Annotated in this window: 5 protein-coding genes; all 5 read right to left on the bottom strand. The window is 62.9% G+C overall.

Annotated elements, in window-relative coordinates; genetic code table 11:
• Nucleotides 1-17: 17 nt before the first annotated feature.
• A complete protein-coding gene (locus ACEN9T_RS00415; protein ID WP_413705550.1) occupies nucleotides 18-749 on the bottom strand; it encodes a hypothetical protein in 732 nt (243 codons plus the stop codon).
• A 38-nt stretch (nucleotides 750-787) separates the two neighbouring features.
• Nucleotides 788-2,521: a ShlB/FhaC/HecB family hemolysin secretion/activation protein gene (locus tag ACEN9T_RS00420; protein ID WP_413705551.1), complete on the bottom strand. Its 1,734-nt coding sequence runs from the start codon at nucleotides 2,519-2,521 to the stop codon at nucleotides 788-790.
• Between the two features lie 10 nt (nucleotides 2,522-2,531).
• The gene (locus ACEN9T_RS00425; protein ID WP_413705552.1) at nucleotides 2,532-5,075 is read right to left on the bottom strand and encodes a filamentous hemagglutinin N-terminal domain-containing protein; all 2,544 of its coding nucleotides are present in this window, start codon (nucleotides 5,073-5,075) and stop codon (nucleotides 2,532-2,534) included.
• A gap of 445 nt (nucleotides 5,076-5,520) precedes the next feature.
• Nucleotides 5,521-5,823 carry a hypothetical protein gene (locus ACEN9T_RS00430; protein WP_413705553.1) on the bottom strand — a complete coding sequence of 101 codons (303 nt, stop codon included), beginning with the start codon at nucleotides 5,821-5,823 and terminating at the stop codon, nucleotides 5,521-5,523.
• A gap of 237 nt (nucleotides 5,824-6,060) precedes the next feature.
• A complete protein-coding gene (locus tag ACEN9T_RS00435; RefSeq protein WP_413705554.1) occupies nucleotides 6,061-14,664 on the bottom strand; it encodes a hemagglutinin in 8,604 nt (2,867 codons plus the stop codon).
• Between the last annotated feature and the right edge of the window lie 154 nt (nucleotides 14,665-14,818).

Below are 14,818 nucleotides of genomic sequence, written 5' to 3' on the forward strand. Positions count from 1 at the left end.
ATAGCGGCGCGTGCCATTTAGCCAAGTGGGACAGCGTCGCTCGGTGCTACCTCATCAGGTCCACTAGGGAAGTCCAACCCGCCCAGCAAGTTCTGATAGATCGCCGAAATGGACCCCACGACCAGGAACGTTGAGATCACTGCGGTCGCCGCCTGTAACACCGATCCAATCGGCGTCTGAGAAACGCCAACCATAGAGACCTGTCCCGTTGTCAGCATCAGCACGGACGCCACAATGATGGGCGCCGTGCCAGCGGTCATGACGACAAAGATCGACCAGACGCGCCCTGCCGTCGCATTCCACGAAAGGCGGAGAGGGGAACGTCCAGCATCCGTCGCCAAAGCGGGCAAAGCCAGAATGAGGCGGTAGTACAGGTAATAGAGCCCAAACTGACCAACCGCACCGATCAAGCCCAACATCAATCGCAGCTTGGCGATCAACATGAACCCTGCGCCCGACAACACCGCAAGAAGACAGAAGGCGACCGTCTGAAGCGACCACGCTTGGTTATTCGCCTCTCGGCGCAGGACGAGTCGATATCCGGCCACTTGCAGCGGCACCGTTACGAGTGTCTGCGCCATCATGAGCAGCGTCATGAAAAACCAGGGTCGGAACTCCCCGTTGGTACCCGCTACGGTCAGCATCAGAAGACCAACGGTGGTGAGCACCGTAAGCAAAGGGTGACGCAATGGAATTTGAAAGGCTGAACGGTATGCAGCCTTGATCGTTGCGCCTTTGGGAATCTTCATGTTCATGATCCTAGGTGTCGGATTGGCGTACCCGTTGCTCAATAAGTCCAGTTCAAGGTCGCCAACAGGACCGTCGGCTTGGCGCCGAGCTCGGCCGGCTGCACCAGCGCACGGCCAAGCAGCAACTCACTGGTCAGCACGTTCTTGCCATAAGCCGCCGATAGCCGCACCCCTACACCGGTACCCGCCACGTACTGCCAGTGCTGCGTGGCCACCAACTGCGTCTGGCCTCCATCCAGGAAGACGTAGGGCTCGATCCGCACGCCCCCAGCCGAAGGCGCATTCGCCCACACGGCTTCGTTGCGCAAGGTCAGTCCACGGTCTCCGCTGATGAGGCCCTCGCGGAAGCCCCGAACCGAGCTCATACCACCCGCAAAGATCTGTTCCGAACCGAACAGCGCCACATTCGACCACTGCGCAGACACCTGGCCGCGGTACGCCAACGCAGCCTTGCCAAAGCTCGGAAGGGGCAACTGCGTACTGGCGTTGCCATCGAGCTTCCAGAACTGGCTGTGCGCTTCGTCACGTCTGATATCTGGGGCATCCTGGCTAGCGCTGAGCGTGCGCATGCCGCGCGTGACGCCGACTTCCCAGGTGGCATAGCCGCCTTGGTTGTTCACGGCGAACTTGCGCAGCCCGTTGATGGCGACCCGCACCACCGTCAGAAACTGCGGATCGAGCAGCAGATTGTTGACCTCGCGCTCAGTGCGCCGGTGCGTGAGCGTAACGTCAAACGCGGTGCGCCCGGCTTGGTCGCGCTCGATTACGCGGTTCCAACCAAAGGTGTGCGCAAAGGTGCGGCCGTAGACGAGCGCCGTATCGCCGATGAGGTTGTTGTACTCCGAGAACGAGCCGGTATAGCTGAAGGTGTTGTAGCCGAACGGCACCGCCGCCGAGGCAATGGCGGCATTGGTGTCGGTCGTGCCGATGTAGGACAGCGACAGCGCCTCCTGGAAGCCGAGCGCATTGTCTGCATCGATGCCGGCACGCAAACGCGTGGTGCCGGTGGCACGGCTGCCGTAGTTGTCCGTTCCCACGTTGAAACGGAAGCGGTCGCCCGGCTGGTTGGTCAGCGCAATGACCGAGGCGCCAGGGCTCTGGCCAGGCAGGATCTGCACCTCGGCCTGGTTGCGGCGCAGGCGGTTGATCTGGTCGACACCCTGCTCCAGGTCAGTCAGCTTTAGCGTCTCACCCACGGTGGGCATGGACCAGACGGTACCGGCGTCGGTCAGCCAACCACCGTTCTGCGTACCGCTGGCGGTCGGCTGGTTCGGCACGGAGGTCCGGACCGTCTTCCCGTTGATCTGCAGGCTCTCCACCTTGCCCGGCACGACGGCGATGGTCAGAACGCCCTCTTTGAGGTTCTGCGGCGGCAAGTAGGCGCGCGTGGTGACGAAGCCGCGTTGCACGAACGCTTCGGTGAGCCTGCGAAGCAGCAGGTTGATGCGGTTGGTGCCCAGATCGCGATCGACAAACGGCTGGGTGATGCCCGCCACCGTGGCGTCGTCAAGCACCGTATTGCCGCTCAATTGGATCCGGTGAATGGCAAAGGTGGTGCCGGGCTCAGCCACGGATTCGACGTTCGCGGCGTCCGGCACAGCCTGCGGCACCTGAATTTGCGGCGGAGGTTGGTTGGCCTCGCGGCGGCGCTCGGCCTCCTGGCGTTCGCGCAAGGCACGCTGGGCCGGGTCTTCGAGCGGCGGGGTCTGGGCGTGGGTGGTCGTTGCAAGCAGCAGTGCTGCCAGGGCCAGCGGCGTGAATTTCAGCAACATACACATCGCCTCACTGCCACAGCCACGAGGTCAAGCCCACGTGCGAATCGATGGCCACCGGCTGACGCGACCTGGCGCGCAGCGTCACGATGCCGTTGCTGGCCGTGACGGTCTGCCCGTCAAAGCTGCCACCTTCGATCTGGCCTTGGCCGTTGATCGTCAACGCCCCGCCGATGGCCAGCCAGTTGCCGCCCACATCAGCGGAGTACAGGCGCGCCCAGTTGTCGCCAAAGAACGCCTTGAACCCGCGGTCACGGGCGAGTGCGGTGTAGCCTGTGATACCGACCGCGCGCACCTTGGGCGCCGTGACCGTCATGTCACCGACCGAAAGCACCTGGCCGCCGATGTTCTCGGCGAGCGTTCCCGCATGGATCGTCAGATTTCCGCCAGCGGAGATCGCGCCACCCGTGGTCGCAATGGTGCTCGATGCGCTGCTGCGGCAAAAAATCATGCAGCTGCGGCTGAAGTGAGCAGAGCCGCTGGCCAGCGCTTCGTTGTGGAAGACGTTCGCGGCCGTGATGCTGATGTCGCCGCTGCCGTTGGCCAGCATCTGCCCACCGATGTTGCTGACGTTGCGCCCGGTGATCGTAGTACCGGCTTGCGAGACGAGGTACGGAACTTGCCCGACTGTCGGGATGCTGCCGTAGTCCACGTCAAAGCCCGCACTGTGGTTGCGCAAGAAGAGCCAGCGGGTGCCGCTGCTGGTCCAGGTCGCCGGTTGTTCGCCGTTCACGCCAATGGTCTTGTCGAGCAGATTCTGCACATCGCCCTGGGCAGCCAGAGTCAGCTTGGCGTTCGACAAAATTCGGCTCTGGTGGTTGACGATGTCGCCACCGGCGCGCAGCACCACGTCGTCGTTCTTGCCGAAGAGGATGCCCTGCGTACCTGCCGACGCATCGATGCGAATCGTGCCGCCGGCGAGCAGCGTGACGGCACCCTCGGAGGCTGCTGCACCGGTATTGCGCGTCTGGCCCTGGATCAGGCCCGCCGTGTTCGTCAGATCGGTATCACTCTGGATCAGTACGCCGCCAGCCGTGGCCGCGACGGCGGCCGGCAACGCAGACGACGCGATGGCGACGCTGCTGCCGTGAATCGTGGCATTGCCTGCGGCGATGACGCTGGAATCGGTCTGGCTGTAGCCAGCCGTGGCGTTGAGCGTAACGTCGCCTCCCGAGGACTGCGCGGTGCTCGCGTTGCCGTTTCCGGACATCAGTGCGATTGACCCCCCCTGAACGGATGTGCCCCCCACGCCATTGATCTTGCTGCCGGTGAGCTGCACTGCCCCGGGCGCGGTGATCGCTACCGTGCCCTGTTGCGAAGTCCACTGGCTCGTGCCGGACACGTCTGCACCCAGCGTCAGTGAATTGACCTGCGCGATCACGTTCTGCGTCGCGTTCAACTGGGTCGCCGTCATCGAGACGCCGGCACCTGCATCGAACAGACCAACGCCACCGGTTGCGCTTAGCGTGCTGTGGTCGACGGTGACGAGCTCGGTATGAAGTTGGCCCGTGCTGCCGATGACGATACTGCCAGCCTGGACGGCCGTGCCCGCCGACAGGGTGCTGCTGTCAAGGTGCACCTTATTGGAAGCGATCTGGAGGTTGCGCGCGGCAGTCAGTGCACCGCCACCCGTCAGACCGGCTGAGCCGATCAGCACGTCGTTGGCCGCCCGCACGGTGCCGCTGACAAGTTGCAGATCCCCGGAGCCGCTGACCACGAAGTCCCCTGCCGTGGCGAAGGCAGAGCCAGCGTGGCGCACACCAGCGCCTTGGTCGGTGGCGATCAGCTCGATGCGGCCGCCGGTCAGTGATCCGCCCGACGCAATATCGATGGCGTAGCCCAGCGGCGTACCGCTGCCCGTGCTGCTGTAGCTGACCCAGGGGTCCAGGTTGTCGGTGGGCGAGACGCTGGTGTCGACTTCAGCCCGGCTATCCCCGGCGACGATACGGACCTTGCTATTGGGGTTGGTGAAACTGTTCTGCACGGCGCCGGCCACGCGCACCTGTTTGGCGATCAGTTCCAGGTTGAGCATCGCTCCGGCCAGACCGCCCGGGCCGATGTTGATCGCGCCCGAGCTGGTGTTGAGCACCACGTTGCGTTGCAACTGGCCGGTGCCGTTGGTGAAGTCGTTGAAGGAGACCTGACCCGTCGTGAGCGCGACGTTGCCGGTGTTGGTGAACGAGCCGCCGTCTACCGTGATGCCGTTCGGGTTGGCAATGATGACGTTGGCACGTGGACCTAGCACGGCGATGTTGCCTTGGATGAGCGACGGGTTGGTGCTCGTGACCTGGTTGACGATCGTCCGGGCGGCGACCGTGGTGTTGTTCAGGTCGGCGCCTGCCGTGCCCACGTTGAACGATGTGTAGGTGTTGTGTGAGACACCGCCAACGCTGGGGGCGATGTTGACGGTTTGGCGACCGTTGGCGCCAGCGCTTACCGACGTGGCGGTGCCGCCATCGGTGACGATGCCGGCCGCTAAGGCGACCGGTGGCACGAAAACGGCGCATAGGCCAATGAGCGCGGCCAGCTTGGCTGGGCGGTGTTGTGACTGCACGGAAACTTCCCCCTGAAACTGCTCTTTCTGTTGATGTGGTGGCATTTGGCCCCTACATCGCGTCACACGACGCTGACTTGGCTACCGGGTCGCTGTATGAGTGCCCTATAGCCTTGCTGAAGTAACGATCTACGCACCCAATGGCTCCCACGGATTGCGCAGTAGAAGTTTTTTGCGATGAACAGAAGCAAAGCACCGCCAATCGCCGATGGGTGACCGGTTTGGTCTCCATAGAGGGCAATCAGGGCAGCCATCGCGTCTGTGGCTACCAGTCGGCCGCCGTGCGCAATCAAGCCTTCCGAGTACGCCCAAGCGGTTCCAAACAACAACGCAGGCCAATAGAAACCAGCCTTCACTTTGCGCTCTCGCTTTGTCGGGCGAATAAAGACCGTTGAAGTCGGCATCAATCGAAATAGCTTGTCCTCGGCTCTTGATAACATCGGCTTCATCGCCCTATTTCAGACTGTGGACGAATACCATCGCCGTCGATCCGGCAGCACCACTTTACGTGCGCGGCCCAGCTGAGTTCCGCATTCCTTACAACAACGCCGTTGGCCACAAGAATGTCAACGTTTCCGTGCTCGTCCAGATCATCCATATACACAGTGATGGACATGCCGGGTCGCAAGTGAACGATCACGCCAGACACGTCAACCTTGGTGTCATCGATCGACAGCAAAACAGTATTGGAATCGACCGTTTCGTTGAAGTCGACGCAAAAAGCCGATTGGAGGGAGCGGTGGGTCACCGCTCCCTCTCTATTTGAGGGCAAGGCCAGGGTCTACGTCACCATGTCGAGCCTTTTCCACACATCGAAGCCAATCCCTCCATGCTGCAGGATCGGCTGTCGTTCCATCTGACAAGAGACTTAAGTCTCCCAATAACGCCCCCAGTTCGTCGGATTGGGTCCGTTCGTAGAGTTCGACCAAGAACTCGAACATTGCAAGATATGCCTCTTTGTAAGAAAGGAGATCTGTAGGCGCATTCATTTAGTCGCTCGCGAAAGTCCACTTGCAGGATTGAAAGGTCGTGGGGTTTCATTCAAACCGCCGTTCTGAATAACTCCGTTTCGAACGCTACCCCAAAGCTGCGACCCATCAGGCAAGATCTTGGCAAACCATTGGTTGCCAAATCTATCAGTCCCTAGGCTGTTGGCCGAGTCATTAACCAAAGAAACCAGTGTGCGCTGATTTTCCGGCGTATTCGTCAGGTGGCCTACATCATCGCGGAAAATGTGGTCTAACTGCGAAGGATTCGACGGTAGAGTGCTTCCATTCGTCGACGGGCTGCCTGAACCGCTACCGCTTTCCCCGCTGTTATTACTCGATGCAATCGCGTTGTTGGGTGAGCGTGGCGATGGTGCGGCGCCAAATAGGAACTGCAATGCACACCCAAATCCTCCCGTCTCCATGCATAGTAGCGCCCCCGCCGGAGTCACAGGCGCAGTGCCTGTGGGACCATTGCGCGGCCCGCTGGTAGGATCAATTTGCTGACTCGGGTCGCCCGATTGAGCGTCCTGTCCGTTGCGGCTTCCTGTCGCCAAGAACGTTCTTATCGCACCCGGAAGATCGCGCGCACTTTGCAATACGGAAATCGCAAATTCCGATGGCGACAAGATGAGTTTCTTGTCAGACGTCGCATTGTTGATGGACTCGTTTTGCGCCGCGTTTGCCGCTGACAACGCGTTCGTACCCAAGGCGCTCGCAAGCCCACCGCCCGCGAGCATCGAAATCGCCGTTACCGCTGCGTTGTAGTTAGCGTTGTTGTAGCTCGTCGAGATCGTTGCAGAGCCGTCCGGATTGTTGGTCGTCGAAACGGTCTCGCTGCCGTCATACAACGCATCGCGAACGAGTGGCGCCACCACAGCACTTGCTGCACCACCAATCGCCCCACCTGCACATTCATTGCCGGACAGACTTGCGGCGGCGCAGCCGAGCAACGCGTGAGCCGTCACGTTGGCGAGAATACTTCCTGGCGTCGCGCCTGCCGCGCCGATGCCGGGCAGTTCCGCCCCAATCGCATTCGCACCCAACGCCGCCGCATCAGCCACCAGACCATTCGTAAACGCCTGCCCGAAGCTGCCACCATACGCGACAGTATTCACGCCCGCACTGATAGCTGAACGCACCAGACTAGCTTCCGCGAATCGGCCTAGATTGGTCCCAGCCGTTGCCCAGTCTCCAACGCTAATGTTGCTGCCAATCGTCGAAACGCCCGCGCCACTCAGGTCCAACGCAGACAGCGCTCCATCCGTAAGCCCTGCCGTAACGTCCGCCACCACCCCCGCGATAACGGCCTGCTTGAAATCGATCGTGCCGGTGGTCAGCACCTGGCTGGCCATGCTGGACAGCATGCCGGACAGCAAAACTCCCATCACACCGACGCCGGCGCCCATCGTCACGATCGAGATCGCTACTGCAGCGACAGCTCCGACCCAGCTTGGGAATGGCCCCTGTTCCTTGATGAAATCCTGGTGGATGTCGTCCGATGCCGTTCCAGCCGTGTACTTCAAGCCGAGGTTGGACGACAACTGCGAAATCAGCGCATCAGTCGCGGCCTGATCCTTCGTGCCATCCGCATTGCGCACGATGAACGCATCGTTGATCGCATTGATGGCATTGGCCTGCACGTTCAGGTTCACCGCGCTCATGAACCCGCCCGGCTGCACCTGCGTGCCGGTCACCTGCAGCCATCCGCCATCCACCTTGTAGGCCGACGTACCGATGTCCACCACATTCGGCGCGTTGTCGATCGTGCCGGCCTTGACGTTGAGCGTGTCGCTGGCGGTGACTTGGCCGCTATTGCGCAGCGTGCCATCGACGTTCAGGTTGACGTTCTGCCCCGCGATCACGCCACCTGCCGGCTGGGTGACGGCATCTGCGTAGCCTGCCGGCAAGTAAAGCTGCGGCACCAGTGCGCTCACAATCGGGCAAGCGGTGCTGGCGACCGTATTGCAGTTCGGGTCTGGCACCTGCTGCGTGACGTACCACAACATCGGCTTATCCAACTCGGCGATCTGCTGTTGCGTCAGCGCCTGGCCGAGCTGGATGTTGTGTGCTTTCGCGTAATCAGCTGCGTCCTTGTACAGGATCAGCTTTTCCTGATCCGTGACGGACAGCTGATTCTGGTTGTCGTACGTCAGGCCGTTGATAAAGCTGCTCTGGCCGGTCTGCTGCTGAGCGGCCTGCAACAGCTTCTGGTCTTCGGTGAACGGATCGAAGTAGAACGGTGTGCTGCCCGGCTGCAGATTGGCTGGCAATTGCGCCAAGAGGGAATTCGGCGTCACGCCCGCCAACACCGAGGTCGCCGGGTTCGGGTTCAGATAGGTCGCGCCGTTGACGCTGGGAGTCGGCGAACTGGTCGTATTGCCAGCCGCCGGCGCGTTGAAGTGCCAGGTCACCTGCGAGCTGCCTGGTACCGCAGGCGTCGTTACGATTGCAGGCTGGAAGCTCCAGACCGGCGCTTGCACGGGGGCCACATTCGCTTGCGGCGCACCACCGGACGCACCGGACGTGGTCGGAGCCGGGCCGCCCGATTGAGCGGACGGGCCACTACCCGCAGTGCTTGCTGCCGGCAGCGCTCCAGTCGGACCCGCAGGCGGCGCCAACGAGATCACCTGCCTGCCTGCCACGGTCGGCGGTGTCGGTTGATTCGGATTCGTAATGCCGTTGGTTAGCGCGGCTCCGCTCACGTCGACGGTGCTGCCCAGCAAGTTGCCGGTATTCAGCACTTGTCCACCGGAGGTCACCGACAGTGCATTGCCGGCTTGAATCCCGGAAGCCAAGTTGCCGAGCACCGCAACGCCACTGGTGTTGTGGCGGATATCCGAACTGAACAGCCCCGTCTCTTCGACCCACAACCCATGCCAGTTGGCGTTGAGCGCGATGCTGGTGTTGTCAATGCCACCGGCCATGCTGACCGTGACATTGCGGCCCCCGGTAATCAGCGCCCCGTTGTTGGTCAGCGTAGTACCCGACAGCTTGACGTCGCGTGCGGCCGAGATGACGCCTGCGGGGCCCGCCTGAGTCATCTCATCAGATGCACACTGGCTTTCCTTGTAGGTGCCTCCGGCGTTACAGCCACCCGCGTAGCTCGGGTTCATGTTCCCGTAGCTCTTGTGCAGCGTCACGGGTGCCATGGTAGTGTTGACCACCGTCGGTGCACTGATGGTGACATCACCCGCCGTCGACTGGATCGCGCCGGACGTGTTCGTCAGCCCATTGGTGGCCGTCAACGTTACATTGCCGACAGCGGCCAACGTGCCATTGTTGTTCTGGATGTTCGCGGCGTTGACGGTCAGCGTGTCACCAGCTGCTACGGTATTGGGGGTCTGTTGCCAGGCGAGGGTATCCACATGAGCGCCACCTTCCTTACAGGTAGCGGCTCCCGGCAGGCAGCCCGGCGTAGTGGTGACCTGGCTGATATAGGCGCCTTGGTTGGTGAACGTGCCGGGCGTCGTGATCGTGACCTTGGCGGCGGCTGCAATGTCCCCCGCGTTCACCAGGTCACCGTTTCCGGTGAGCGAGAGATTGCCGCCACTCAGAATCTGTCCCGCCTTACCGAGCGTCTGCGTCACCGAGGATTGGCTCGGCGCCGATGTCGTGTTGCCGGAGGCATCCTGGTTCAAGGCCACCTGGGACGCCGTCGGTGCCGGCGTGGTGCAGCTATCGCAGCTCGACGGATAACCCTGCGGCTGGCCGTACTGCAGTTGGCGCGGCTGGAACGGATCGACAACGCCATTGGAGCCGCTCTGCCCCATGTGCTGTAGCTGCGCGATGAACGCCGCGTACTCGCCCGCATTCACGACATCCGTCACGCTGCTGGTCAGCGTTGCAGAACGACTGTTGTCCAGCGTGCCTACGTTGAGCGTGACATTGCCCGCCGCCTGAATCAAGCCGCCCTTGTTTGAAAGGCTGGCGGCAGTGATGTCCATCGCCTTGCCGGCGACGATCTGACCGGCGGTGCCGTCGGCTTGGCGGATGATGGTGCGGTCTACAGTCGGCAGCGCTACAGACTGCGTGCCCGATTGAGCCCCCGCCGGCAGCAGATGCCACATGTCGACATAGCCGAGCGAGGCGCCATTGTCGCCGCCCCCCGAATAGACGCCAATGTAACCCGTCGCCAACTGCACGGATGCGCCGTCCGGCGTGCGTGCCAGATCGCCAATTGTCAGGTTCGTGGTCGGGCCGGGCGCATACGGGCTGGAGCAGGTGTCGCAGCTGCCGGTGCTCACCCACGGTGCGTAGCTGCCAATGATCGTCGAGTTCAGCAGTGAGTCGTTGAGCACCTTGCCGAAACTGCTGCCGGCATCCACCGGGCCACTACGATCGTTGATGACGTTCTGCGCGGCGATATGAATATTGCCGTTGGCGCCGATCGTGCTGGCGACGTTATTCAGCGTGCCGCTCAGGTCAAACTTGAGGTCGCCATTGGCTTGGGTCTTGCCGCCCCGGTTGTCGTAGTTGGAGCCGGTGACGGTGATATTGCCCAGCGCCTCAGTCGTCCCACTGTTCTGGACGTTGCCGGCGAGCGCCAGATTGCCATCAGCATGAATCGTCCCGGAATTGGCGAGATTGCCGGCCGACAGCGACACATTGGCGCCGCCCACGATCTGACCGCTATTGGCCAACGTGCCGGCAGTGGACAACGACAGGTCGCCCGCCTTTTGAATCGTGCCGCTATTGGTGATGCCCTGCGCGGCATTGATCGCCACGTTGGAACCCTGCACGTTCCACGTCTGCGTGTTGTTGATCGACTGGACCGACACCGTCAGGAGGTTGTTGGCATTGAGCGTGCCGGTGGCGGCCGCCGACGGATCGAACCCCTGATTCGGGGTGTTGACCGTCAGGTTGTTGCCCGCCAGCACTTGGCCGCCAGCGTTGTTGAAGCTGCCCGCGCCGCCGTTGACCGTGAAGGTCATGTTTCCCGTGGTTGGGGATTGGCCGCTCAGGTCTCCCGCGAAGAACGTACCGCCCTGGTTACTCTTGAGCGTGTTGGTGCTGACGTTGAGTGTCTGCGTGCCAACCACGAGGCCATTCGCGTTATCGACGCTATTGGCCGCGGTCAGGTTGACGGTCTGGCCACCGACGGTTCCGCGGTTCAACACATCGGTCGCGTTGACGGTCAATTGGTTCGCCGCGAGCGTGCCAGTGTTGTTGAGCGTACCGGTGGTGACGGTGGCCTGCTGGGTGGCAAGCGTCGAGCCGTGGTTGGTGACGGCCGCACCACCCAGCGTCAGGTTGGCTGCATTGCTGCTACCGGTGAGCGTCAAACCGTTGGTGGCAACCGCATCCAGCGTGCCTTGCACGACATTGGCCTGGTTCGCTTGCGAGCCGACCGTGATATTTGCACCACGCAGTGTCGCATTGCCGCCGACATAGTTGAGTTGGCCAACAGTGAGTGCCTTAGTGGCACCGGCTTGCAGGTCGGCACCGGCTTGCAGCTGACCGGTCAGGGTTGTGTTTTGCCCGCTGCTGATGCTGGTCTTGCCCTGGCTCGCCAGGTTGCCCGAAACGGTGGTGCTGCCCGCCTGCGACGCAAGCGTCGCGTTCTTCCCGGCGTAGACAGCGCCACCGATGTTCAAGTCCTGGGCCGCGCCGGCGTTGACGTTACCGCTGTAGGCGAGGACCGAACCGGTACTAGTCAGTTGCCCGGTCTGCGCGTTCAGGCTGACATTACCCCCGACACTGGCGGCTGTGCCGTTGACGGTCAGGTTGCGTCCGGCCGTGGCCTGCAGGTCAGTGCCGGACGCCGCTCCGCCGTCCAAGGTCGCATCACGCGCGGCGGAGATCGAGACGGTCCCCGGTGCGCTGACAGCGCCGCCCAGGTGCACGTCGCCCAAAGTGCCAGTGCCATTGGCGGTCAAGTTGACCTGGTTGCCCTTGACTTGGCCACCAAGGTCAATGCTGCCTGCGGTGACGGTGGCCGTCTGGGCCGCGCTCAAGGTACCCGTGCCCGTAGTCGTCTGGCTGGCAGAGAGTGACGCATTGCCACCAGCGGCGACGTCGCCGGCCAGCGTGATGGATTGGCCTGCCGTCACGCTGGTGTTGCCCGTACTGGACACCGCGCCGCTCACGGAAACCGCGTTGCCCGCCTGCAAGTTGGCATCGACGCCGCTGCCGACTTGGCCGCCCACCGTCAGGTTTTGTCCCGCACTGAGCGCGAGCGTGCCATTACTGCCGATCTGGCCCGACGTGGTCAGGTTGCTGCCTGCGGTGACGGTGGCGGTGCCCGCTGCGCTGACAAGACCGCCCAGGTTCGTGTCGGTGCCGGAGGTGACGTTCAGGTTGCCGGGGGTCAGGACGGCACCGCTGGTGGTCACGGCGCCGGTGCGCCCTGTCAGACTGACGTTGCCCGTAGTGCTGCCGACCGTACCGCCAACGGTGAGATTGCGTTGCGTCGCGAGGTTCAGGTCGCTGTCAGAGACCGCGCTGCCGTTGATGGTGGTATCACGCGCGGCCGAGAGTGTAATCGCGCCCGGTGCGCTGACGTTGCCACCCAGCGTGATGTCGCCGATACCGTCATGACCCGCCGCCTGCATCGCGATCTGGCTCGCCTTGACGTCGCCGTTGACGCCGATGCTGCCGCCCGCCTGAATGCCAATCGCTTGGCTCGCGGTGAGATTGCCGGCACCGCTGACGGTGTTGCCAGTGGTGACGTTCAGGTTACCGCCGGCCTGGGTGGCGCCGCCGAGCGTCGCGTTCCGCCCAGCGGTGAGCGCGATGTCCTTCGCCGCATCGAGCGTACCGGCCGTTGTGATGTTGCCGGCCGCAGCGTGGATGGTCGCGTTGCCATTCACGGCCGTGGTGCCACCGAGGCTCACGTCTTGTCCGGCGCTGGCGTTCAGGTTGCCCTGGCTTGTGACCCAGCCTGTCGTGGACAGCGTGCCGTTGGCGGCCGCCAGTGTGAGGTCGCCAACGCTGCCAATGGCGCCGGCCACCGCCAGATTTCGACCTGCGTTGATCGTCGTGGCACTGCCACCGGTTAGTTGCCCCGCGACGCTCGCGTCGCGCGCCGCTGTCAGCGCAATGGCGCCCGGCGCGGAGACGGTGCCGCCCAGCGTGACGTCGCCTGTGCCGTCCAGACCTTGGGCCGTGGTGGTGATGGCGGTGGCGTTGAGATTGCCGGTCAGATTGACGCTGTTGGCCGCCGTCGCAGCAAGTGCCTTAGTTGCCGAGAGATTTCCGGAACCTGTGACACTGCCACCCGCGTTCAAGGTCAGATTGTTGCCCGCCTGCGTGGCGCCGCCGACGTTGACATCGCCGCTTGCGGAAACGGATACGTCTTGCTGCGCCTTCGCCGTGCCCGTCGTGGAGACCCCGCCGGTCGAGACAATGCCGACGTTTTGCTGCCCGTAGACATTGCCGACCGTCACGTTGCCGTTCGCATCGATATTGACGTTGGACGTGTTGGCGGCCAAATCGCCCGCCGCCCGCACGCCCAACCCCTGCGCCGTGCTGATGAGCTTGATCTGCCCTGCCGTCATGGCGCCGAACGCCGTGGCGTCGATGGCCAGGCCGTTCTGTGCGGTCGCGCTGTTAGCGGCGTTGTTCTGGCCGGTGCTGCTGACCTGCCAATCGGAGCCGGCGTGGCCGGTGCCCGTGGCCACGGGCGTCACTTGCTGGTTACCGGCGATGAGGTTGATCTGGTTGCCGGCATACAGCGGCGCGTTAACGCCGATCGTCTGGCCGATCAGATTGATCGCCCCCACTGTGCCCTCGATGCCCGCACCATTGGGGCTACCCGCCGCGGGGTCGATCTGGATGCGGCCGCCGTTGACCGTATAGCCGATCGCCGTTGCTTGGTCGAAGCCGACCGGGGCACCACTGCCGTTCAGGAACTGCGGCGTGCCGGTGACAAGACTCACTGCGGGCGTGTTCGTAAAGCCCGCACCCTGCAGATAGACGCCCGCGGGTGCCGCAAAAATGACGCTTGCCGGCGCGCCGAAGACTTCGACCGTACCGTTGATACGGATCGGTGCCGTGCCCGTGACCTGCGTCAGGATGGTTGACGCTGGGCCGGAGGAAGCGAGATTCGGGTTGCCTGCGACGTTGCCACCCAGGAACGTGCCGCCGCCGGTGAGGCTGTTGTTCATTACCAGGCCCACGCCATTGTCGACCGTCAGCGACTGCAGCAGGTTGTACGACAGACCGGCCTGGTTCGGCGTCGTGATGTTGATGGTCGGGACACCCGTCGTCGTCTGGGTAATGGCGGGCGTAAAACGAATGGGGGCGGTGGGGTCGGTAATTGGCGCGGCTTCGGCCTGCTGGATACCCCAACGAACGAGAATGCGGCCCGTGGTTTGCCACGACGCGATCAGGTTGCGAAGTGACTCGCTGGCATCGTTGCCATGTGTCGCAATGATCGCCGCGCTCTGTTGAGCGGCCTGCCACGAAATTTGTACGGGGCCCAGCCAGCTGAGGACGGCAACAGCACCTGCAATGGTGCGGGCGAGAACCGAGCGCCTGGCGCGGTCAGTACGACTGACAAGGGTGTCGTCCCCGCCCGAAATGCCTGGTTCTTGTTGTTGTACTGCCGCACGCGGCTGCGCAAGCGCGGGCCGCGCATTGGCCGATACCGGCTCGCGCATTGCAGAACTCCCCAAACCTGTTGTTTAGCGGGGTCGCTGCATGGCCATCAACGGAAGATGTCAGGCGCCCCTTCTTGGACTTGGGGCGGGATGGTAGAGGAACACAATGTGGTGCGCATCCCCCATCGGATGGGAACCGATCTGAAAGTTTCTT

Origin of the sequence: Ralstonia sp. Ralssp110, from assembly GCF_047325135.1 — a bacterium.
Classification (GTDB): Bacteria; Pseudomonadota; Gammaproteobacteria; order Burkholderiales; family Burkholderiaceae; genus Ralstonia; species Ralstonia mojiangensis.

Coding starts and splice junctions, on each gene's coding strand:
- ACEN9T_RS00435 (WP_413705554.1), bottom strand. CDS start 14,664: ATGCGCGAGCCGGTATCGGCCAATGCGCGGCCCGCGCTTGCGCAGCCG.
- ACEN9T_RS00415 (WP_413705550.1), bottom strand. CDS start 749: ATGAAGATTCCCAAAGGCGCAACGATCAAGGCTGCATACCGTTCAGCC.
- ACEN9T_RS00420 (WP_413705551.1), bottom strand. CDS start 2,521: ATGTTGCTGAAATTCACGCCGCTGGCCCTGGCAGCACTGCTGCTTGCA.